Genomic DNA, 22,044 nt, shown 5'->3' with positions numbered 1-22,044 from the left:
GGTTTTATAGTTTGCCTAAATTGGTCCTACCCAAAATGATTTTTTGTTTTTCTGAAATGTTTTCTGGCGCGTCGCTGTTTTCTGGTCTGCATCTATGCAAGAAGCCTTGATGATAGATCGTGTGTAGTGTGCTGATGGTTTTATTTAGCTTTTTAAGCTTTTGTTCATCCTGTGAATGGCCTGCGTTAGATTTGCTTATGAGCCAATCTTTATAGGCTTCTTCAAGAATTACCATTTGATTTTCTTCTGGCGGTTGTCCGTTTTCTTTAGTGTAGTTCTTGGGATAACCTATCCAGCAGATCTTTGCCATGATATGTGCCGGCAATTCTTTGCGAATGAGATTTTCTACAAATCGTCTAAAGTCGATATTACCAAAACGCTCTGTCCATCCTGGTAAAACGATGCTTACTCTAAAGCTGTAAGGATCTACCGGCTCGCATGATTCGCAATTCTCTGTACAAATGGGTAAGAATTGATCAAATGAAACAGTATCCTTTGTCACATCTGGCCTTAGCAAAATATGCTCTATTACATACATGCCTTCATTACCTTTAAGTGTTTTTACAAATTGTAGAACTTCTAGACCGGCCTTTTGCGCAGTAGACTTTGATGCATACGTAGCGATGCGGCGTGCGATAATGTAATCCTCACTTTTCTTGTCTGTCACCTCAGGATTTGTCAAGACAAAATACCATCTGAATTTTGTGCTCTCAGTTTTACTTTTTACGCGCTTAAACTCATAGTTTTTTAAGTCTAGCGCATGCTGTTTTACCAGCGAAAGTTCTTTGTACAACGCATCAAGATCTTGATAGCTTTTTGTAGCAGAGGATAATATCGTTTTGTTGCCATCCTTAATTCTCCAGCGATATTCTAGTTTATCATCATCGTCTTTTTCTTCATAGATCTCAACATAATCTTCAGAGAGATTGCGGCGGTTTATATCTGTAATTCCCAGTAAATGGTATAGTCTTTTTTGTAGTGCAGAAACATTAGGAGTGTCCCAGAGATCTTTTGGCTTTAAGCCAAAATAATTAAAACTCTTTGCTCGCTCATAGCTGGTGCTAGCATAGTTTTTTATGAAATTCGTTTTTGTTTCTATGATCGCCTTATCGGCGAAAGAGCCATAGATATTCTTCATCAAAAACGCATAATTGCCGAAGTTCTCAGCAAATCTTGCCATGAGATGATCTAGCATTTTATTGCGCTGAAGGATATCTCTTTGTTCAAAATCTGGATAGAACATTGTAGCAAGTGATTCATCAGACATTGTGGTGATGCCGGGAAGTATCTCTTCACCATTCTTGATGTCTTTTACCGTTTGCGCACTAAAGGTTTTATCAGTCTCACCAGCAACAGAAAGCATGGTGCGTACATGATCGAGATGCGCGAAGTAATTTGCCAGGAGCTGATCAAAGAATAGGAGGTAAGCTTTAAGTTGTTTTGCATTTGCTTTTTCGGCTTCTGTGGCGGTGCTTTTTATACCATAGCGGCCTATGTTATAAACCTCGGGGAAATCATTCTGTATCGTGGTTGTTTCACCCACTTGCTTGAAGTTGCCTTCAGGAAGATCAAGATCGCGGTTTGCATTTTTGATAGACACTAAGTCAACCTCATTTTTCTGCTTTAGATCTTCAAGAATCGCAGCAACTCGGTTTTTATTAATATTTAGCGGAATAAACCCTTTTGTAAAACTCCATGAACTCTTATCGCAAAGAATTGGTTTTTTGCCTTTGTCTATGCACAACAACCATAGCGGAGTTTCATTATCTACACAATTGCCAAGCGAAATATCTTTGATCACCTTGATACCGTCAATATCCATCAAGAGATAGATAATGTCAGACTGCCTGATCTGAGCTCTTAGTTGGGTTTCTCTTAATTCTTCATTATCTAAAAATCCATTTTCAAGAACTGGCCCGTTGAAGATTTCATCTGGAGTTAAACCTTTATCAAGAAGTTGCTTTAGTGTTTTCCATTTTGCGTCAGGTGAGAAGTAGTCATCGATAACTTGTAAGATCTGCGCCATAACAAGATCTTCATCAGCTTCAGGTTCTAGATCGATCTCTGCACATATCTTCACTGGTTGAGGTTGCACTTCTGTGATATTGATCAAGTCTTCGCAGAGATTTCGGTTTTCGTGATAATGCGCTCTTATCGTTGGCTCAATATCTTCTAGCGTGTGATCTTCTTCTAGATCAACGATAAGATCGTATAATCCGTTAAGTGTAAATTCCTTTTTTTGAGATGGTAAAAGCTCTTTATGATCTTCATAATTTTCAAAAGAATCATACGACAGCAAATCATCTTTACAGTTTACAAAAACCTTTTTCTCATGCTTTGTAAGCCAAGCATTTCTCACACCTGGGATATCCATAAAGATCTTTCGGTAATCAAGCGGAGTTACAGGCTTGCAGCTTAAAATGCTCTCAGCATCATGAAACTGCGAAGCAAAGCTATTTTCTTCATCTGCGAGAAGATCTTGCATAGGCAGCTCCATACGCAAACCCAGATCAGAAATCGCATAACAAAGCATCTCTAGTATGGTGATTCCCGGATCGTGAAGGTTATAATCCGTCCACAATTTGCTGCCCATACTTTCGATATATTCTATCCCTAGTTTCTTTAAATGATCAAAATCCAGATCATCCTTACTAGACACATTTTTATCAATGCTTATATGTTCTTGCCAGTTTAACATGTTGCTTTGCTTACTGTTGAGGTTGCCGTCTCACAAGGGTCTTTTGCAATGTTCACAATGTGCTGTTTGCTCGACACAAGAATTGCCTTTGGGTTTGACGGTATAATTTGATTTTTTTGTTCACCATCATGCTGCATGATCACGTTTTCTAGATAATCCACATAATCCAGATCTTCCAGATGTTTAATAAAATGGCTTTTGTGTAGGCTTACGCCAAAAACGATCGAAGATGTTTCTTCAAAAGCCCATGGTGATAGATATTTTTTAATGTCTTCTCGCAGAAGTTCTCTGTGATAATTCTCATCTAAACCTGTTTTGAACTTCACATCGAGACTGACTTTTACTTCCTCATAATCTGGATTCTTTACCTGCGGAGTAACAAAAAAGGAAGTGCGATCATTAAGAAAAGTTGCGATCTCATTGAGTTTTGCCTGACTCACACACGGCTCAAAAACATCATAGACATTTTGATTCACGATATCAGGAATGACAACAACTGTAACTTTTCCTGGCGATTTAAAACTGCAGCAAGTATGATTAAGACATTTTGCTTTATAGATCTCAGGAAACACCTGAAGAATTAAATGCTCATAATCCCACTGCGTCACCGCTCTATCCTTATGTCGCAAGCGCTCGCTCACTCTGCGGCGATAAGAAGCTGCATCTTCTTCTGGCTTACCGCCAAAACTAGAATACGGCTGAGTTATGGACTTAATTTCTGCTTTTCTTATGATCGGTTTGCTTATCGTTTTCGCCGGAAGGCCAGTCTTTAAATGCGCTAAAGAATTACCGTTATCTTCAAATTCAGTGAGAACGACTTGCGTTTTAATATCTATGAATCTTGAGACGCTGTCGTATGCTTTATTCATTTTGGCTTTAAGCCAAATAAACCCTAGCGGCATCAACGGATTATCAGTAACAGCCTCCTGCGGAATATTCACGGCCACAATGCCGCTCTTTAAGAAATTACGCGTGCTGTCTTGAGTGATGTTAGTTTTTGTAATGTCGTTCCAGCCGGTTGCCGTTAGAATTTCCCATTGTATTCTTTCATCACCGGTAAATGTTGGGCTTTCGGTGTTTTCTGTGCCTTCCAGCAGTTGGAAGAGCATAGAGATTTTTTGCAAAGGCTGGGCATCTTCAAGCGCAATAAACATTTCACCACCTTCTGCATACGCAGGAAAAATTGTTTGATTTGCTGATGAAAACCCAAACGGATGAATATGGAAAAGCTCTAGCTTTTCAACGCCATCATCTTGTTTTTGTGTGAGATTGTTGAGGTTTTGAGAGGCGACATATTGTAAGGTGACAGCTTCTAAAAACGGAGTGTAAGGCTCATTTGGGATAATAGTTGACTCAGTATTATTTGCAATTGCCAGAGAATAAATTCTAGGATACATCTCATGATAAAAAGACTGTTGTAAACTGAGTTCTAGAGCGGCATCACCGGGTTTGGTTTTGTTATTAACGTAGCTTAAAGTCGCATTGTAATTCTCTTCACTAGCATTAAAAAGTGCAAATGAAACCGCGCTATCATTGCCGTTATCACTCTCAATTTTTGCAGTTGCTTTAAAGTGATTTGCATCTTTTACTATAAGATTTATGGGATTATTATTTAGCGTAAAATTCCCACTATCAAAGCTTAATTTTTCAAGATCTAGTTTCTCAAAAAGATCCTTAAGTTGTCCCTCATCTTCTAGTGTAAGAGAGTTCTGGATGAGGTCTTTTACATTAGTAGTTGAAGCTGTGTAGATGTTCTTTTTAAACTCTGAATACGATTTAAACTTGTCTGATCTGTAAGCAAAATACAGGTCTCTAAAATCGTCTGGTGTGTTAAGCCATTTAAAATTAAGATTAAGAAGCGACCATTTTTTCTTGAACATTTCATCATAATTCACTCTAAAATTTGAGCCTTTAAACGGTCGTGTCCCAAATGGGTAAAAAGCTTTCTCAGGATTGATCGTGCCTATATCATTTTCCAGTTTTAACGCACTGATCTCAGACACAACAGTTACAACATTTGTATTGATCAGTTTTAGTTTTTGTAACTCCGCATAGAGATTATAGGCTTCTTTTTCAGCAGTATTGAGAACGATTTTAATAATAGGTTTACCGTCATTAAATTGACCTTCATGCAATTCTGAGTTATAATCTACAACAGGTTTTATGCTTTTTTCTAGGCTTAAAGCCAAAGAAAGCTTGCTATCATCTATCTGTGTTTTTAAACCAGAATCAGTCTCGTTTGTAAGATTTAGTGGCCCTATCCAACCTTTTTCTCCCGTAAGGAATACCTGAAGATGTTCAAGAATATCACCAATGTTAATTGTCGTAACTGCATTTTGAAAAGTGAGATCTATCAGAATCTCTCGCTCACCTTCTTGAAGTCTTAATACAGGTGCTGCAATAGCAAAACCTAAGGTTGCATCCTTAAGTTCTGGGCGACCATCGTAAGTTGAAGAATATCCAAATGGCCACCAACTTTTGTTCTCTTTTAATTCAGCGCCTTCACCATCAAAGCTATTCGTTGCATTGGCGATCTTTAACTTGCCATTGTCATCACTTTTATGGTGTAAAATGCTTTTAATTTGGCTTACCTGAGCTTTGTTAATTGTAGTTAGCTCATGGTTTTTATATTCTCGTATTTTACCCGTTGTGTCTTTACCACCACTGTAGGCAGTTTCAGCTTCTATTGCTGCTTCATTTATATTTTTTGCTAGCTCTATGATGAGGTGCGCTTTATCAGCAACGGCGGCTTTATGCGGTATTTGAAGAATTTCTTGATAATAAAAATCGAGATGCTTTTCAGTAAGTGTGTTGAATCTGGATTTAGAAAGATCTAGCAGTTTTATAAAGGTGATGAAAAGCGTTAGGTGAGGAGTGAGGTCTTTGTTCTTTTCCGCATCAGCGATAAATGTCTTTACAGTATCAACTTCAGCAATTGAGAAAAACTTTTGCCAATCGCCCGAAGGATTTTTGGCATCAGCCTCATCAAAATACATAACATACTGCGCAAAGTTATTTGCCAGAACTACCCAATCTTCAACAGTAATATTTTGCAATTCTAGTTGCTGAGGGTCCAGAGCAGACAGAATTCTATCAGCTTGTGATGTGCCGTTATGCTGGGTTAAAAATGTATCGTCGCAGTTTTTTGTCATGACTTTATACTTCGCTTCCTTCTTCTTTGTAGAATGGGAAAACCATGTTACCTCTAGTGTTCGTGATCCTTACACGATAATCGAGTTCTAATAAGACTTCTCCTTCTAATTCATTGCTTTTGTCTATACAGATCTTGATGACCTCAATTCGTGGTTCATAGTAGAGTATTGCTGTTTTTACAAGTTCTTTGATGTAAGTTTTAACCGTAAGATTGAGCGGTTCAAAAAGCAATTCTTCTAGATTACAGCCATATTTTGGAGCCATTATTCGCTCGCCGATCTTAGTATTAAGAAGTATTTTAAGGCTTTCGTGAATATCCTTTACACCACTAGACAAAGACACTTTGCTAGAATCTTTATTAAACTTGGGAGGAAAACTCCATCCTGTTCCTAAAAATGGTTGTTCTGTTTTCATTTTTATCCTATTAAAACCGTGGGTTCACCGGCTACAATTGTTCCGCCGTGCGCTGTTGAATCTCCCAATCTTGCAGCTGGCATACCACCTATCAAAACTGTGGAAGATCCCAACACGATAGAATCTGGAGGTCCTGCACAAGTTGCCATATCGCCTACACGAGCAGCTGGCATACCACCGATCAATACCGTAGGTTCGCCTGCCGGCAAAATGGGTCCGCCCACATGAGGACTTCCATTTGGGTTTGGCATTGGGCAAACATGCATGTCATTTATTCTTGCTGCTGGAGGCATAATTTTCTATTGTTATTAATTAATTTGAACAAGTGAACCCTTTAAAACTGCGACAGCACTTGTGCTAAGTTCTGCTCCAGAACCGCCTTCAGCCTTAAATTCTGAGTTTGCTTTAATACTCACATTTGTACCTTCTAGATTGAGATCGCCAGTGCTTTTAATATTTATATCTCCGCTGCTTTCAATCGTGATCCCGTCAGAGTTCATCAACATTGTATTAGAATCATCTGTGATCGTGATCTCTTCTGCATCATCATCAACTACCAGAGTTCTTCCGCCGGGCGTTTTTAGCGTGTAGCTTATTTTTTCATCGTTAAAGATCATTTCGATTCCGCTGCGGGTTACGAAACCTTTTTCATGATTATCATCTGTAGCGCTTAGCGGAGCAGGTTTTGCGCTGCTATTCATCATACCTAAGATTACAGGGTAATTAGGATCGTCATTTAGAAAACCTATAATAACCTCATCATCAATTTCTGGCCTGAAGAAAGACCCTCTATTTTCACCAGCATCGAGGGAGCAAACTCTAGCCCAGATTCCTTCTTCATCTTTGTTGATCACGGGCATTTTCACTAGAATACGATCTTCACCATCAGGATCGCCTTCAAGTTGCGTTACGATACCTATTTGTAATCCGCTAATTGCAGGAGTGAGACCGGCTGCGGGTTTTTGACTTACGTCAAAAGTTTCTGAGATCCATTCTGGGTTTAACCCAAATTGTGCATGACAAACCCAACTACCTTCTGAAAGTTCATGCTTAACCCCCGTGATATAAACATCACCATTGAAGCGATCGCCAACACCAGCCAATGAAAGCATAACACCTGGTTTTACGGAAGGAATTCCTTGAAACATGATCCTTCCTCTGGTTTTTGCTAATTGTTGATATTTAAACGTCGCATCACTCCATCCTTGTAAGTCAATATCTGTAAGTTGCCCGCCATGTTTCAATTGCAGATCATCAAGATCAATAACTTCTGATAGCGTTGACGGATCTAGATTTCCATTCAACTGGCAACTAGGATCGTTGCCTTCTACATCTATAATCTCTTGATCTGCAGAATTCCAAGAAGAGGCAGTGATCTTTTTGTATTGTTCTCGCGCATCGATCTCGCCATCAAAATCCATTAATGTTTCACCAAAAGAAATAGTTTCTACAGCTTCTTGAGAGGTATCAGGATCTGTAACCGTGATTTCACCATCATTAACAAAACATAGTTTGCCATTTGCTTGTACACGGGTGAGCATATAATCCCAATCTGACGATTGGTATTGTATCAACTCGGGATGTGTGTTTGAAATGGTGTCCACTTTTGGCGAAAGCCCAGCATAATTTGCGATCATGTCTTCTATGATGTCACTGTCTGTTTTTTCATAGAAATAGGCACTTTTTCTGCCTATTGTCATTCTCACGGCTTCATCTCTACATTCTATGAATAATGCCGAAGCGCCTGATCTAATTTTTAAACTGTGCTTAATTACAATTCCTTTAAAAATGGTTTCTTCTTCATTGTGGTAGCCTGCTTTGATCTCAATTTTCTTCCCGGGAATAAATAGATCTGAGTTGCTTAATTTAAATTCCTGTGTCGCAGTGTCACCGTCAAAGATTGTGATATTGGCTTTGGGAATCCTGTTTACTTCTTTTGCGACAGCGATAGATTTAACCTGATAAACAGCAGATAATTCTTCACCATCTACAAGAATGGTGAATGTGACCAGATCGGCGCTTTGCCCTGTATTTATTGTTCTGCTGTTGTTCATTGTTGGGTTATTTTGTCTTTTGAATAGGCGGGAAATAAATCTCCTGACCAGCCGTCAATTTTCTAAAGTTTGTGAGTCCGTTAGCTTTTGCCACTTGCAGATAATATTTACTGTCGCCATAAATCCTGTATGTCATAAGCGGTAAAGTGTCGCCTTCTTTCACGATTCTCACGTGAGTTAGATCTGGCGAATTATTATTTTCTTGAGCGACTCTAAGCTCTTCTTCAACCGTTTCTTTAAACTTGGTTTTTGCAATGGCTCGCAGCGGTTTACCGTCTGGCGCAAAGAGTTTGTACTCAATATTCATCGAGGTGAGCAAACCTTTAAAGAGTAGATTTCCCCAAATGATCAATAAATAATTAGGCTTGTGTTGATCGCCATCATACTCAAAAACCACGTGTTTGAAGTGATCAATATCCTCTAGGACACCTTCGCCGCTAGCATTGTTATGGCCTTTAATTACACCGCTTCTGTCAAAAAGAAATTCAAGCTCCAGATCTTGTGGTGGGATACGAACAAAATTGGGCTGCGCGGCGCTTGTACCAGAAGCCTGCTGATCACCATATTCTACAGTGTAAGACTCTGCATATTTTTCAGGATTGAGTAACGTATAGAACGTGCCATTCTCTACCTCTTCTTGAAAAGTATTGTCCTTATACGCCGTAACCTTAAGCTTGCTCAGTTCGCCAGTGCTCATTACCGTTCTTGCTTTTGTTTATGTATCGCTACCATTTCTTCAATGCAAGCCTCGATGATCTTGTCCTTTTTTTCTTCAGGTTTCGCTTTCGCGGAAGCGGACGATTGCTTGTCATCATTTACATTGATCTTGATATAGAGCTCTTTAATTTCTATAGGCATCAGGTGATGGTTTTAAAATAGTTGTATGCCAGTTCTACAGTTTCTACCACAATGCCATTTTCTTCTGCATTAAAGTCTGAAACAGACCATTTAACAGGGTAAGCATGAACCACATTCCATGTCATGAGCGGTTCATGCTCTTCATTGAGTAGTTTTACCGTAAGATCAATAGGATCAAATTGAAAATCCTCTATCGCATCCCGACACCATTTTATAAGTTCAGAATCTTTAAAAAGGCCACGTTTTAAAACCAGATTAGGAAACTTTGTTCTTACAGGAAACTTGTGTTTAAATCGGTTTTCACCACCTTCTGTGAATTCTTCGGTCTCAATATCTACAGACAAACCACTCACAGATTGAAATTCATGATCCTGTGATTTTGTGTTAATGCCTGTAAACTCAACCTTAAAGTGAAAACCTACCGGTGGATAAAACGCTGCCATGTTCTACTCGTTCTGGATGGTTAATCCCTCGTGAGCGATCTCCATAGACTCTATCGCTACTTCATTTGCATCACCCTTAAGATCTGTAGATTGAACTTTAACCGGGAAGGCGTTCTTTACCTTCCAGACGATCACCGGCTCATGCTCTTCATTAAGCAAACTGATCGTGATGTCGCGACGTTCAATAGTGTTTAATTTTACGGTGTTCCACCATGCGAAGTATTCATTATCACCTTTAAACGAACCGCGTTTTAAAGTAATGTTGCTAAACTTCTGCATGCCTGGCATTTTGATCTTGCTATATTCTGGGCTTGCGCCTTGGCGATATTCTATAAGTTCTGTTTCTACATCCAGACCAGAAACTTCAGTGAAGCCAATGTTTGTCCCAGCCCAGTCTACTGAAAAGTGGAATTTTACTAATGGATATGTTGTTGCCATGATAATGGTTTTATGATTGTGATTTTAAATGTTTTGCCTTTCGGCGAAAAGGAGTGTGGCGTAGTTTTTTTCGCGGAAGCGAAATCCTTAACCGTCTAAGATTCTTGCATTTTATGACTGAATTTCAGCACGATAAATTCTGCTGGACGAACTACCGCCATGCCGATCTCAACATTCATAACACCGTTAAGAATATCATCTGCCGTCATCGTTTGACCTAGGCCAACACGCACAAAAAATGCCTGCTCTGGTTTTGCACCGGCAAGAGCACCCGCGCGCCATTGAAGCACAAGAAAGTTCTCTATCATCGCACGAACTTTTACCCAAGTGTTTGCATCATTGCCTTCAAAAACAAATTGTTCTGTAGCTTTTTTAACTGACTCTTCAACCATATTGAAGAAACGACGTACAGAAACATAACGCCACTCGTTGTCGTTACCAGCCAGCGTGCGTGCACCCCAAACCATGATTCCTTTACCAGTGAACGGGCGTATTGCATTTATAGATTTACCTGTGGTATGGATGTTTAGGTCCTTTTGCTCATCATGAGTAACAATTTTTGTAACACCCAATGCTCCTGAAAGCGATTCATTTGCAGGTGCCTTCCAAACACCTCTATTCTCATCTACACGGCAATAGATACCAGCCATAGCAGCGCTAGGAGGAAGAGTTATGGTTTGATCTGCGACAAGTTGCTTTAACTGATTATACAGTATAAGATCAAAGTTTGGATCTGAAGTATCTGCCAGTTTATCCAGCGTTTCGTCATCAAGAGCACCGTCTGAGGTCATACTTGTTTCATCAGTTACTTCATGTACTAGACTTACATCGGCTACACTGTATGTATATGGATAAACCGTTTTTAAGAATGGGTGATAAGCTGCACCATATTTAAGTAAATCTACACCACTACCAAGTGTTGTTGCTGATCTTACATTAGATGCATCATCATTAAATGAATCCATAATTACAAATCTATCACCCAGTTTTTGAGCTTGTTGCAAAGCTTCATTCATAAGTACGTAATAGTTACCAGCCGCTGATGCTCCGGATAAGGATACAGCATCTGGAAAAACGAACAAAGTAGGCTCGTCAAACTTTTCTACTTGATTGAGACCATCAGTAAGATCTGGTTTTGAAACACTCCCGCTTGAATAATCGCCTACCGAAACTATATAACAAGGTCCGCCACCATTGTCAAAGTACATGCGCATTGCATAATACATAAGATATGGACTTGTAGTTCCCATTGTTATGGTGTTTTTTCTACTTAGTACCGTTGACGGAGCAGAAGACATTATCGTATCTGAAATGGTTATACTGATATTAACTTCGCTTTGTGCCCTTCCAAAATAGCTTTGATACTCTAGAAGAGATGTTATGCGCGTAGGTTTATCAGTAAGATCCTTACCGTTTTTCGTTGCCATTTCTGTATACCCTATAAATGCAGGTATCGCTGTTTCTACCTGAGCTACCGATGGAGGAAAGACTGAAATCTCCTCGACATAAACGCCCGGCGTTTTGTAAGCTGTTGCCATGATTATTAGTTTATTTGATTATGTATATGTTAGAAAATGTTTTTGTGATATTTCCGTTGTTGTCTTTTTCAAAACTCAATGATCTAGGGGAAGCTGCGGGGTAGTCAAAATCACCATCGCCTATGGCGACAGTACCTCTTGCGACAAGAGGTTTTAAGTGGGGTTCAGTTGAATAAATAGGAGTAGGATTGCGCCCTTCAAAATATCGCCAAAATGTCTTACGATTATTAAAAAGCACTTTAAACTGAGGTAGGGTTTGCGGCAAGTTGCCGTTAACAAGGGTGATGTTATGTGAAGAATTATCTCCTTTCATTTTTAAAGAGATAATACCAAGGATATTTTTGTATTCAAATCTTGAAAGATCCTCTTTTACAAGTTCAAAACCAGGATCAGAAATTGTGAATTGTGACGCATAAATGGTGTCGCCAGTTCTATTTATGTAATTAAAACTTTCAGGTGTTTCTGTGTAAGGCTTCTGATTACTAAAGTAATATGGAATTGAATTTATAGGTGATACTTCAGAATAAGCTTCAAAATCTGAATTAGTGATCTGTAGTAAAAAATCTAGCTGAATGTCATCGTCAAGCGTTATAAATGGCTTGTATGTATCCGGCTGCGTAGCAATTTTTTCCACTTTAAGTGCAACAATAAAACCATCTTTTAATTGATGCATTTGCATGCGAAAACCACTAAGAACAGATTGAGTTCTTTGAGATGGAATTATTTTTATAAACTTAGAAATGTCATAACCTTTAAGTTGTCTTTCGGTCGTTGCATCGTCTATATCAAATGGTGTTTCACCATCATCTAGATAGAATCTGTGATAGATATTCACCTTGAACAATGGCTGAAATAATACTGAGTACTCCATTAGTTCATGTGATTTAAAGTTCTGCCTAGCGCAGAGATTGACGTTCGAGAATCGAGTATGTGATCACGCTCTAGACTTACCAGCGTAAGTTTATAAAGAGCCGATGGATAAGATTTACCGCCAAGAGTTCCCCAGATATAATTGAGTTCTTCAAACGTTGGAGTATACAGCTCAACGGTAAACCTAAAGTCAGTAACCGCTTGCAGCGCTTCGTTACTTTTAGAGAAGATGGTGTTTGTTTGATTAAAGATCTTCTTTGCTTGAAAATATTCAATAATTCCACCCAGCGAACGCAAAGAATATGCATAATCACTCCTGTTACATATAAATAGGAGGTAAAGATTAAGATTTACAGGATTGTTTTTCTTGATCGTATTACCATTTTCAGAGTGTGAATTTTTGATATTTTTAAGCGCTGTTTCTTCCTCCATATTAAGAAGCGAAAGCACTATTTTATTATCTAGATCTTCATTGGGTTTACTAGGATTATCTACAAAATGAGCGATATTATCAAGAATCAATAAGTTATCTCCCAGACCTATATCTGCAAGGTAGTTTTCTACCTGTTCACGCAATATTTCGAGAGATTCGTATATCATTACTACATTTTGTTTCTCAAATATATATTGATTATCAATATGTTGTGAAATTAAAACCCCTCTTTTGTATCAGGAATTTCCCTGAAAAATCCTAGGGGAATTTCCCATGTAAAAAAGGGGTGTTTTCCCCCCTTTTTAGTTTGAGGCTATGTTTACCTTTCATTTTGAGCTACTTTAGTCCCAAACCAAAAACAATTAAACCATGAGAATTAACACAAAAGTTTTTTATCTGGTAGCTCTTACAGCTATCATGATAATGGGATGTAATGAGCCAAAAACTCAAGAAATGCGAGTAGCAAAAGCACCATCAGGAACAATAACCGTTGATGAAGCGATCGTACTCAATAAAGAGTATCTTAAAACTAGACAGCCACTGCTAGATAGTCTTGCAGGTAGAGGAGAAAATGTATCTTCGTGGTGGTCTTTAGAAGATCTTAAAAATTATATCGCTTACGCGGAACAAACTGCTAAGGATAAAGGATATGTAATGAGCGGTATTAGAATCTATCAAGGTGCGTATCCTGAAAATTATGAGGATAAAGAAAAAGCAGGTTATATGACTGTTTTTCTAGCGCCTACAGGAACAAAAGGTGAGCAAAAAGGAAGCTTCTTCAACCTTCAAGATGGAGATGGCGGAGACCTTGATGTGCCACCACTTAATGAAGGACACTTAGGAAATCCACCACATACAGGATATCCTACACAAGATTAATAAGAAGGCAAGCCTATGCAGGTAATGTTAAGTTCATACTCACAGTATCTTGAGTTAATCGTAGTGCTAATAGGTGCTGTGAGATATGGACACTTTAAAAATACCCAACTCAAATATGTATTTTATTTGATTTGCTACATCGCGTTAAACGAGTTTTTCGCTGGTGTATGTTATCCTTTATTTAAAATACCTAACTACATTCCTTATAACTTATACTACCTCGTTAATTATGCGTTTTTTATATGGTGGTTTATGTCTTTATTAAAATCCAGATTTAGAAAAACGATCTTAAAGGTTTTTCTAGGTATTTATATCATTTGCTGGTTTATCAACGCATTTTTTATTCAGGATTTTATAAATACTTTCTTGACTTATATTTCAATCCTGGGAGCAATATTTGTGACTGTATCAATTTGTTTTTACTTCGTTGAGATGATGGCGCGTGAAGTAATTATGAATATAACGAGATCACCTTATTTTTGGGTGGCATTCGGTCTTCTTGTTTTCTGTGTAACGTTTCTTCCGCTTAAGGTGTCTATTAATATTATGCAACGTGAGCATCCAGCTCTTTTCAGTATGATCTTATTTCTTATAAACGTTATACAGTATTGTTGCTTTTCAATAGCTTTTATCTTGGCAGATAACACTCAGAAAAAAGAACTAATTTAGATTACAATTTTTACCCCTAATGCAGCCAGATGATAAAATATTGACAGACTTTCAAGTGCTTGTTATAAGCACCAGCGTTGTACTTTTTATACTTCTAGTTACAATCGTTGTCTTATTCTTGATCTTCCAGAGAAGAAAAATTCAATTCATTCAAGAGAGAAATGCAGCAGAGAAAAAATACTTAGAGGAGGTTGCTTTAACTCAAATGGAAATTCAGGAAAACACGCTGAAGAACATCAGTTGGGAATTACATGATAACATAGGTCAGTTACTTTCTGTAGCGAACATTCAGTTAAACCGTATTGAGCCTGGCGAAATTGAATTTGATCAGGTTGACGAAGTAAGAAATCTTATCCAAACTTCATTAAAAGAACTTAGAGCGCTTTCGCGAAGCTTAAATAATGAAGTGGTTAGCACACAAGGACTTATTTCTTCAATTGAAAATGAGCTTGCAAGATTTAATAGATTGAATTTCCTTGAAACTGAATTCACAGTAAATGGTGATCCATGGAGTATTACAAAAAATAACGGATTAATACTTTACAGGATCGTTCAGGAGTTCTTTTCTAATGTAATTAAACATGCAAAAGCATCTAAACTTGAAGTGATGCTGACCTTTGATCAAGAAAGATTACAGATATTTTTAAAGGATAACGGTGTAGGTTTTGATGCAGATTCTATCAATCCCAGTTCTGGTTTGATCAACATGCAAAGTAGGGCACAATTAATTGATGCAAACATCCTATTAACCTCAAAACCAGCTAGAGGAACACAGCTGGAAATAGATTATACACAAAGATAATTTTAGTTTTCTTGCTGAATTTTAGGAAAGTACAAGATTAAATTTTTAACTTTATCCTAACAATCCAAGAAAATGACCACCTCCGTTAGTACTTCTCAGAATATTGAGCATATTACAGATATCCCTATTTACACTGTAGGAATAGTAGATGATCATGTGCTCTTTGCGCAATCGTTGCAAGGTTTAATAAACAGCTTTGAGGGTTTTCAGGTTGTTTTTATGGCTAAGAATGGTACAGATTTGATCAACAAATTAGATATCGCCACTCAAGATCCTGATATAATTCTACTTGATATTAATATGCCAGTGATGAATGGTTTTGAATCATTGCAATGGCTTAATGACAATAAATCTGATGTTAGAGTTGTAGCGCTTTCAATGGATGATAGTGAAGAGACGATTATTCAGATGTTAAAAGGCGGTAGTCGTGGGTATCTTCTTAAAGATATTCATCCAAACACGCTTAATGATGCTTTGATTGAGGTTGCCACCAAAGGACATTATTACTCAGATCATGTTACTAAGGCTCTTCTTACAGGTGTAACAAAAAAGGAAGAGAAAGAAAATCCAAATTTCACCAAACGAGAACTGCAATTTATTGAACTGGCATGCACAGATCTTACATATAAGGAGATCGCAAATAGGATGTGTTTAAGCCCTAAAACAATAGATAATTATCGTGATACGATATTTAAAAAATTAGAAGTACGCAGTCGCATAGGTTTAGTTCTACATGCAATTAAACATAATCTTATCGTTGAATAGTTCAATCACTGCTTAGTGTTGTAATTCAGCGAATTAAAAGGTAATAAAACTTTAAAAATTCTGTTCTAGAATTTTTGTTATAATAAAAAATGTTATACGTTTGATTCATGAACAAGTTGGGCCAAAACAGTATTGTAATTCTTAATATTATCGTGATTTCTTCACGCTGATAGCGGATTGCAATTGTTCAAAAAATTAAGCCTTCCGTTAACGCGGAGGGCTTTTTTATTTTATAGCTCAAAAGTTTGCGAATAATTTATCTAATTGTCTGGTTTTGATGCGATATATTGAATTTTTTAACGAAATCATTTTTTTGAAGCTTGTATATTAAAACCTTTTAAATTATTGATATTCAATATTTTGAATATTAAAAAAGCAAGTTGACTTTCGAAACAACTAATTGAGATAAATATAATGGCATTTTAGTATCACTACTTTCACAGTATTAATTAGAATAATGGATTTAAAGAAATATAGTAAAGCGGTAACGCAAGACCCATCACTTCCTGCAGCTCAGGCAATGTTACATGCCATAGGCTTAACAGACGAAGATTTACAGAAACCTCTAATAGGTATAGCAAGTACAGGTTATGAAGGTAACCCATGTAACATGCACCTTAATGATCTAGCAGTTCATGTAAAAAAAGGAGCAGATAATGCAGACCTTGTTGGTCTAATTTTCAATACTATCGGTGTAAGTGATGGTATTGCAAATGGAACTCCAGGTATGCGTTATTCATTGCCTTCTCGTGATATCATTGCAGACTCTATGGAAACTGTAATGCAAGCGATGGCGTACGATGGTCTAGTAACTGTTGTAGGTTGTGATAAGAATATGCCTGGAGCACTAATGGCACAATTAAGATTAAATAGACCTTCTATTTTGGTTTATGGTGGTACCATCGCTTCAGGATGTCATAATGGTAAGAAACTGGATATTATTTCTGCTTTTGAGGCTTATGGCCAAAAAGTAGCTGGTAATATCGACGAAACTGAATATAAAGAGGTAATTCACAAAGCTTGCCCAGGTGCGGGAGCTTGTGGCGGAATGTACACGGCAAATACAATGGCCTCGGCGATTGAAGCGCTGGGTATGTCGCTTCCGTTTAACTCTTCAAACCCTGCGGTTACAGAGGGTAACATCAAGGAGCAAGAATGTGTAAAAGCAGGTGAAGCGCTTCGTTATTTGTTAGAAAATGACATCAAACCTTCAGATATTGTGACGAAGAAATCGCTTGAAAATGCGATACGTTTAGTTACTGTCCTTGGAGGTTCTACGAATGCAGTGTTGCACTTTTTGGCTATAGCCAAAACAGCAAAAATAGATTTCACGCTTGCAGATTTCCAAAGAATCAGTGATTCTACACCGCTTCTTGCAGATTTAAAACCTAGCGGAAGATACTCTATGGAAGAATTACACGCTGTGGGCGGAGTTCCTGGAGTTTTAAAATATATGCTTGATAAAGGGATGCTTCACGGCGATTGTTTGACCGTTACCGGGAAAACGCTTTCTGAGAATCTTGCTGATGCTCCAGAACTAAAGGCTGATCAGGATGTAGTAAGAAAAGTTGAGGAGCCTATTAAAGAAACTGGTCACATCAGAATCCTTTTTGGAAATCTTGCTACAGAAGGCGCTGTCGCGAAAATCACTGGTAAAGAAGGTCTTTCATTTAGAGGAACTGCAAATGTTTTTGACAGTGAACTTGCTGTAAACGAAGGTATCAAGAACGGTGATGTGAAGAAAGGTGATGTCGTTATCATTCGTTATGAAGGTCCTAAAGGTGGACCTGGAATGCCCGAAATGCTTAAGCCAACGTCTTCAATCATGGGTGCTGGTCTGGGTAAAGATGTGGCATTGATTACAGATGGTCGATTCTCAGGTGGTTCGCACGGCTTTGTGGTTGGACACGTTGCTCCTGAAGCACAAGTAGGAGGTAATATCGCATTGGTTGAAAATGGAGATATTATCGCAATCGACGCTGTGAAGAATACGATTAACATCGAAATTTCTGATGAGGAGCTTGCTGAGCGTAAGGCAAAATGGAAAGCGCCTAAACTAAGATTTGAAAGTGGAATACTTTATAAATATGCTAAAACCGTTTCATCAGCTTCTAAAGGCTGCGTGACTGACGAATTTTAGTGCGTAAATATGTGTTTACCTAATAACTAGGACTATGGATACACAAACTATGAAACTAGAAGAAAACAAAACCGAATCGACACAAAGAATCACAGGAAAAGAAGCAGTAATCAAGTGCTTGCTTGCTGAAGGTGTTGATGTGCTTTATGGTTATCCGGGAGGAGCTATTATGCCGGTTTATGATGAATTGTATAAATATCAGCATGAGTTGCATCACGTCCTTACGCGTCACGAGCAAGGCGCTACACATGCTGCACAAGGTTATGCGCGTGTCACTGGTAAAGTGGGTGTTGCAATGGCAACTTCAGGACCAGGAGCAACAAACCTTATCACAGGTATTGCAGATGCGATGATAGATTCTACACCTATGGTGTGTATCACAGGTCAGGTTGCGTATAGTCTTCTAGGTAGCGATGCTTTTCAGGAAACTGATATTATAGGTATCTCTACACCGGTAACCAAGTGGAATTTTCAGGTAACAAAAGCTGAGGATATCCCAGAGGTTATGGCTAAGGCTTTTTATATCGCTAAGAGCGGAAGACCAGGCCCGGTGCTTGTTGATATTACTAAAAATGCACAGAACGAAGAACTTGATTTTGTGTACAAAAAATGTACTGCTATAAGAAGCTATAAACCTGTCCCAACAATTGATAAAGATAAAGTATCGGAAGCTGCTAAGCTTATCAATGAGGCTAAAAAGCCAATGATTGTTTGGGGGCAAGGTGTAGTTCTAGGTCATGCAGAAGAAGAATTTAGACAAGTAGTTGAAAAAGCTGGTATCCCAGCAGCATGGACGATTCTAGGAGCTTCTGCAATTGAGTCAAGTCATCCATTAAATGTGGGTATGGTAGGAATGCATGGTAATTATGCGCCTAACATGCTTACTAACGAATGTGATGTTTTAATCGCAATCGGGATGCGTTTTGATGACCGTGTTACTGGTGATTTAAATACGTATGCTAAGCAGGCAAAGGTTATTCATTTTGAGATTGACCCTGCTGAAGTTGATAAAAACGTAAAAACAGATGTTGCCGTTTTAGGTAATAGTAAGGAGACACTTGCTGCGCTTCTTCCTTTATTGAAAGAAAACAAGCATGAAGAATGGCATAACCGTTTTAAAGAACTTTATAAGATAGAGTATGATAAAATCATAAAAGAAGATATCACTCCGTCTAAAGAAGGTCTTACCATGGGCGAAGTTCTTGAGGGAATAAATATTTGCTCTAAAGGTGAAGCGGTTATCGTTTCAGATGTTGGTCAACATCAGATGGTGGCTTGCCGTTATGCCAAGTTCAATAATACTAGAAGTAACATCACTTCTGGTGGACTGGGAACTATGGGATTTGCGCTTCCTGCAGCAATTGGTGCAAAAATGGGTGCGATGGATAAGCCTGTTGTTGCCATAATAGGCGACGGTGGTTATCAAATGACCATTCAAGAACTGGGAACGATTTTTCAAACTAAAGTTCCTGTGAAGATTGTTGTACTGAACAATGAATTTCTTGGAATGGTGCGTCAATGGCAGCAGCTATTTTTTGATAGAAGATATGCTTCTACAGAGATGACAAACCCAGATTTCGTTACCATCGCAAAAGGCTATAGCATAGAGGCTAATCGTGTTTCTAAAAGAGAAGATTTGGCGAAAGCCATAGAAACAATGATGCAGCACGACGGACCTTACTTCCTTGAAGTTATGGTAGAAAAAGAAGATTGTGTATTCCCGATGATTCCATCTGGAGCTTCAGTAACTGATATAAGATTAGAGTAATGGGAGAGATTAAAACGTTTACGGTTTCGGTTTACACCGAAAATCAAGTAGGATTGCTGAACAGGATTTCGGCGATTTTTCAGCGCAGGCACATCAATATTGAGAGTCTTAATACTTCAATTACTGAGATTGAAGGTGTTTCTCGTTTTACTATCGTGGTGAATATCACGGAAGAAAAAATGAAAAAAATACTGGGTCAGATAGAAAAGCAAGTTGAAGTGATCAAAGCGTATTATCATACTGATGATGAGACGATTTTCTTAGAGACTTGTCTTTTTAAGATTAAGAGTGATTTGCTTTTTGAAGAGCGTCAAATACAGAATATCATTAAGGAGAGCAACGCGCGTATCGTTACTGTTAACAAAGAGTTCTTTGTGCTAGAAAAAGCAGGCCGTCGCAATGAGATAGAAATGCTTTACCGCGAGTTGAGTGCTTTTGGCATTATGCAGTTTGTGCGCTCTGGCCGTATTGCGGTGAGCAAAAGCGAAATGCCTATTTCAAAAATTTTACAAGAATTTTCTGAATCGGAATACTAAAAACCAACCATTAAAAATCAAAATAGATAAAAATGTCTAATTATTTTAATACCCTTTCGCTAAGGGAACAGCTTGAACAATTGGGTAAATGTCGTTTCATGGACAAGAGTGAATTTGTTGATGGAGTAGATGCCCTTAAAGGAAAGAAAATCGTAATCGTGGGCTGTGGTGCTCAAGGTCTTAATCAAGGTTTGAACATGCGCGACAGCGGCCTTGATATTTCTTATGCTTTGCGCCAAAGTGCTATTGACGAGAAACGTGCTTCTTACAAAAATGCTACTGATAACGGTTTTACCGTAGGTACATACGACGAGTTAGTTCCTGATGCAGATGTGGTAATTAACCTTACTCCAGACAAGCAACATACAAGCGTAGTTAATGCTGTTATGCCTTTGATGAAAAAGGGAGCAACACTTACTTATAGTCACGGTTTCAACATTGTTGAAGAAGGAACTAAGATTCGTGAAGACTTAACGGTTATCATGTGTGCGCCTAAGTCGCCAGGTTCTGAGGTACGTGAAGAATATAAAAGAGGATTTGGAGTGCCTACGCTTATTGCGGTTCACCCAGAAAATGACCCTCAAGGTAAAGGTCTTGACGAGGCTAAAGCTTATGCAGTGGGAACTGGTGGTGATAAAGCTGGTGTTCTAGAATCATCTTTTGTTGCAGAGGTTAAGAGTGACCTTATGGGTGAGCAAACCATTCTTTGTGGTGTGTTGCAAACTGGTTCTATTTTGTCTTTCGACAAAATGGTTGAAAAGGGAATTGAGCCTGCTTACGCGGCAAAATTGATTCAGTATGGTTGGGAAACTATCACCGAAGCATTGAAGCACGGTGGTATCACAAATATGATGGACCGTCTGGATAATCCTTCAAAAATCAAGGCTTTTGAACTAGCTGAAGAACTTAAAGGAATCTGGAGACCACTTTTTGAAAAACACATGGATGATATTATCTCTGGTCATTTCTCAAAAACAATGATGGAAGACTGGGCTAATGATGATGTAAATCTTCATACATGGCGTGCTGCAACCGGTGAAACTGCTTTTGAAAAAACAGATGCAGGTTCTATGGAAATCAGCGAGCAAGAATATTTTGACCACGGTGTATTGATGGTAGCTTTTGTAAAAGCTGGTGTTGAACTTGCTTTTGAAACAATGTGTGATGCAGGTATCATTGAAGAGTCTGCTTACTACGAGTCATTGCATGAAACTCCGCTTATCGCAAATACAATCGCTCGTAAGAAATTGTTTGAGATGAACCGTATAATTTCTGACACTGCAGAATATGGTTGCTACCTTTTTGACCACGCGGCAAAGCCTATGCTTACTGAGTTTATGAAAGGTATCGATACTAACGTAATCGGTAAAAAATTCTCATCTGATAATTCAGTAGATAATAAAACATTGATCGCTGTAAATGATGCGATCCGTAATCACCCTGTTGAAGAAGTAGGAGCATGGTTACGTGAGTCGATGACTGCTATGAAAGAGGTGAAAACTTCTCAAGAGGCGATTATCGCATAAATGATTCTTTGTCAGTTGGGCTTGCCGAGGTCAACTGGCAAGCCTAACTTTCAAAATTTC

Annotated in this window: 19 protein-coding genes; 7 read left to right on the top strand and 12 right to left on the bottom strand. The window is 38.4% G+C overall.

What is annotated here, in order from left to right; genetic code table 11:
- Positions 1–4: 4 nt before the first annotated feature.
- From ACZ5L8_RS05975 to ACZ5L8_RS05920, 12 genes are all read right to left on the bottom strand, one after another.
- Entirely contained in the window at positions 5–2,698 is a 2,694-nt protein-coding gene (locus tag ACZ5L8_RS05975; protein ID WP_464440361.1) for a hypothetical protein, read from the bottom strand.
- Positions 2,692–5,850 carry a hypothetical protein gene (locus ACZ5L8_RS05970; RefSeq protein WP_464440360.1) on the bottom strand — a complete coding sequence of 1,053 codons (3,159 nt, stop codon included), beginning with the start codon at positions 5,848–5,850 and terminating at the stop codon, positions 2,692–2,694. Before ACZ5L8_RS05970 ends, ACZ5L8_RS05975 begins: the two co-directional genes overlap by 7 nt.
- 4 nt (positions 5,851–5,854) lie before the next feature.
- On the bottom strand, positions 5,855–6,265 hold the full coding sequence (locus ACZ5L8_RS05965; RefSeq protein WP_464440359.1) for a GPW/gp25 family protein: 411 nt from the start codon (positions 6,263–6,265) through the stop codon (positions 5,855–5,857).
- A 2-nt stretch (positions 6,266–6,267) separates the two neighbouring features.
- Positions 6,268–6,558 carry a PAAR domain-containing protein gene (locus ACZ5L8_RS05960; RefSeq protein WP_464440358.1) on the bottom strand — a complete coding sequence of 97 codons (291 nt, stop codon included), beginning with the start codon at positions 6,556–6,558 and terminating at the stop codon, positions 6,268–6,270.
- Positions 6,559–6,573: 15 nt separating this feature from the next.
- Positions 6,574–8,319, bottom strand: coding sequence for a type VI secretion system tip protein VgrG (vgrG, locus tag ACZ5L8_RS05955; RefSeq protein ID WP_464440357.1), 1,746 nt, complete (start codon positions 8,317–8,319; stop codon positions 6,574–6,576).
- 7 nt (positions 8,320–8,326) lie between these two features.
- Positions 8,327–9,016 carry a CIS tube protein gene (locus ACZ5L8_RS05950; RefSeq protein WP_464440356.1) on the bottom strand — a complete coding sequence of 230 codons (690 nt, stop codon included), beginning with the start codon at positions 9,014–9,016 and terminating at the stop codon, positions 8,327–8,329.
- Complete coding sequence (locus ACZ5L8_RS05945; RefSeq protein ID WP_464440355.1) at positions 9,016–9,177, bottom strand: DUF5908 family protein; 162 nt, start codon at positions 9,175–9,177, stop codon at positions 9,016–9,018. The genes ACZ5L8_RS05950 and ACZ5L8_RS05945 overlap by 1 nt, the downstream gene beginning before the upstream one ends.
- Positions 9,177–9,620 (bottom strand): phage tail protein, encoded by a 444-nt coding sequence (locus ACZ5L8_RS05940; RefSeq protein WP_464440354.1) that lies wholly within the window; start codon positions 9,618–9,620, stop codon positions 9,177–9,179. Before ACZ5L8_RS05940 ends, ACZ5L8_RS05945 begins: the two co-directional genes overlap by 1 nt.
- Before the next feature lie 3 nt (positions 9,621–9,623).
- Positions 9,624–10,058, bottom strand: a complete 435-nt coding sequence (locus ACZ5L8_RS05935; RefSeq protein WP_462598319.1) for a phage tail protein — start codon at positions 10,056–10,058, stop codon at positions 9,624–9,626.
- A gap of 95 nt (positions 10,059–10,153) precedes the next feature.
- Positions 10,154–11,596: a phage tail sheath family protein gene (locus ACZ5L8_RS05930; protein WP_464440353.1), complete on the bottom strand. Its 1,443-nt coding sequence runs from the start codon at positions 11,594–11,596 to the stop codon at positions 10,154–10,156.
- A 10-nt stretch (positions 11,597–11,606) separates the two neighbouring features.
- Positions 11,607–12,467 (bottom strand): hypothetical protein, encoded by an 861-nt coding sequence (locus ACZ5L8_RS05925; protein WP_464440352.1) that lies wholly within the window; start codon positions 12,465–12,467, stop codon positions 11,607–11,609.
- Positions 12,467–13,066 carry a Pvc16 family protein gene (locus ACZ5L8_RS05920; protein ID WP_464440351.1) on the bottom strand — a complete coding sequence of 200 codons (600 nt, stop codon included), beginning with the start codon at positions 13,064–13,066 and terminating at the stop codon, positions 12,467–12,469. The genes ACZ5L8_RS05925 and ACZ5L8_RS05920 overlap by 1 nt, the downstream gene beginning before the upstream one ends.
- A gap of 202 nt (positions 13,067–13,268) precedes the next feature.
- Between ACZ5L8_RS05920 and ACZ5L8_RS05915 the strand changes: the two genes are divergently transcribed.
- From ACZ5L8_RS05915 to ilvC, 7 genes are all read left to right on the top strand, one after another.
- On the top strand, positions 13,269–13,778 hold the full coding sequence (locus ACZ5L8_RS05915) for a hypothetical protein (RefSeq protein ID WP_464440350.1): 510 nt from the start codon (positions 13,269–13,271) through the stop codon (positions 13,776–13,778).
- Positions 13,779–14,466: 688 nt separating this feature from the next.
- Positions 14,467–15,249: a sensor histidine kinase gene (locus tag ACZ5L8_RS05910; protein WP_464440349.1), complete on the top strand. Its 783-nt coding sequence runs from the start codon at positions 14,467–14,469 to the stop codon at positions 15,247–15,249.
- 72 nt (positions 15,250–15,321) lie between these two features.
- Complete coding sequence (locus ACZ5L8_RS05905; RefSeq protein ID WP_464440348.1) at positions 15,322–16,014, top strand: response regulator; 693 nt, start codon at positions 15,322–15,324, stop codon at positions 16,012–16,014.
- A 457-nt stretch (positions 16,015–16,471) separates the two neighbouring features.
- Positions 16,472–18,154 carry a dihydroxy-acid dehydratase gene (gene ilvD, locus ACZ5L8_RS05900; protein WP_464440347.1) on the top strand — a complete coding sequence of 561 codons (1,683 nt, stop codon included), beginning with the start codon at positions 16,472–16,474 and terminating at the stop codon, positions 18,152–18,154.
- A 34-nt stretch (positions 18,155–18,188) separates the two neighbouring features.
- A complete protein-coding gene (gene ilvB, locus ACZ5L8_RS05895; RefSeq protein WP_464440346.1) occupies positions 18,189–19,922 on the top strand; it encodes a biosynthetic-type acetolactate synthase large subunit in 1,734 nt (577 codons plus the stop codon).
- A complete protein-coding gene (ilvN, locus tag ACZ5L8_RS05890) occupies positions 19,922–20,458 on the top strand; it encodes an acetolactate synthase small subunit (protein WP_464440345.1) in 537 nt (178 codons plus the stop codon). The genes ilvB and ilvN overlap by 1 nt, the downstream gene beginning before the upstream one ends.
- Positions 20,459–20,490: 32 nt before the next feature.
- Positions 20,491–21,984 (top strand): ketol-acid reductoisomerase, encoded by a 1,494-nt coding sequence (ilvC, locus tag ACZ5L8_RS05885; RefSeq protein ID WP_464440344.1) that lies wholly within the window; start codon positions 20,491–20,493, stop codon positions 21,982–21,984.
- Positions 21,985–22,044 lie beyond the last annotated feature (60 nt).

It is taken from the genome of Leeuwenhoekiella obamensis, assembly GCF_055391795.1.
Note: the sequence above shows the minus strand (reverse complement) of the source record. Positions and strands in the feature narration are given on the sequence as shown.

What these genes read in the sequence shown, in the direction of transcription:
- ACZ5L8_RS05975 (WP_464440361.1), bottom strand. Translation starts at nt 2,698, where the DNA reads ATGTTAAACTGGCAAGAACATATAAGCATTGATAAAAATGTGTCTAGT.
- ACZ5L8_RS05970 (WP_464440360.1), bottom strand. Translation starts at nt 5,850, where the DNA reads ATGACAAAAAACTGCGACGATACATTTTTAACCCAGCATAACGGCACA.
- ACZ5L8_RS05965 (WP_464440359.1), bottom strand. Translation starts at nt 6,265, where the DNA reads ATGAAAACAGAACAACCATTTTTAGGAACAGGATGGAGTTTTCCTCCC.
- ACZ5L8_RS05960 (WP_464440358.1), bottom strand. Translation starts at nt 6,558, where the DNA reads ATGCCTCCAGCAGCAAGAATAAATGACATGCATGTTTGCCCAATGCCA.
- vgrG (WP_464440357.1), bottom strand. Translation starts at nt 8,319, where the DNA reads ATGAACAACAGCAGAACAATAAATACAGGGCAAAGCGCCGATCTGGTC.
- ACZ5L8_RS05950 (WP_464440356.1), bottom strand. Translation starts at nt 9,016, where the DNA reads ATGAGCACTGGCGAACTGAGCAAGCTTAAGGTTACGGCGTATAAGGAC.
- ACZ5L8_RS05945 (WP_464440355.1), bottom strand. Translation starts at nt 9,177, where the DNA reads ATGCCTATAGAAATTAAAGAGCTCTATATCAAGATCAATGTAAATGAT.
- ACZ5L8_RS05940 (WP_464440354.1), bottom strand. Translation starts at nt 9,620, where the DNA reads ATGGCAGCGTTTTATCCACCGGTAGGTTTTCACTTTAAGGTTGAGTTT.
- ACZ5L8_RS05935 (WP_462598319.1), bottom strand. Translation starts at nt 10,058, where the DNA reads ATGGCAACAACATATCCATTAGTAAAATTCCACTTTTCAGTAGACTGG.
- ACZ5L8_RS05930 (WP_464440353.1), bottom strand. Translation starts at nt 11,596, where the DNA reads ATGGCAACAGCTTACAAAACGCCGGGCGTTTATGTCGAGGAGATTTCA.
- ACZ5L8_RS05925 (WP_464440352.1), bottom strand. Translation starts at nt 12,467, where the DNA reads ATGGAGTACTCAGTATTATTTCAGCCATTGTTCAAGGTGAATATCTAT.
- ACZ5L8_RS05920 (WP_464440351.1), bottom strand. Translation starts at nt 13,066, where the DNA reads ATGATATACGAATCTCTCGAAATATTGCGTGAACAGGTAGAAAACTAC.
- ACZ5L8_RS05915 (WP_464440350.1), top strand. Translation starts at nt 13,269, where the DNA reads ATGAGAATTAACACAAAAGTTTTTTATCTGGTAGCTCTTACAGCTATC.
- ACZ5L8_RS05910 (WP_464440349.1), top strand. Translation starts at nt 14,467, where the DNA reads ATGCAGCCAGATGATAAAATATTGACAGACTTTCAAGTGCTTGTTATA.
- ACZ5L8_RS05905 (WP_464440348.1), top strand. Translation starts at nt 15,322, where the DNA reads ATGACCACCTCCGTTAGTACTTCTCAGAATATTGAGCATATTACAGAT.
- ilvD (WP_464440347.1), top strand. Translation starts at nt 16,472, where the DNA reads ATGGATTTAAAGAAATATAGTAAAGCGGTAACGCAAGACCCATCACTT.
- ilvB (WP_464440346.1), top strand. Translation starts at nt 18,189, where the DNA reads ATGGATACACAAACTATGAAACTAGAAGAAAACAAAACCGAATCGACA.
- ilvN (WP_464440345.1), top strand. Translation starts at nt 19,922, where the DNA reads ATGGGAGAGATTAAAACGTTTACGGTTTCGGTTTACACCGAAAATCAA.
- ilvC (WP_464440344.1), top strand. Translation starts at nt 20,491, where the DNA reads ATGTCTAATTATTTTAATACCCTTTCGCTAAGGGAACAGCTTGAACAA.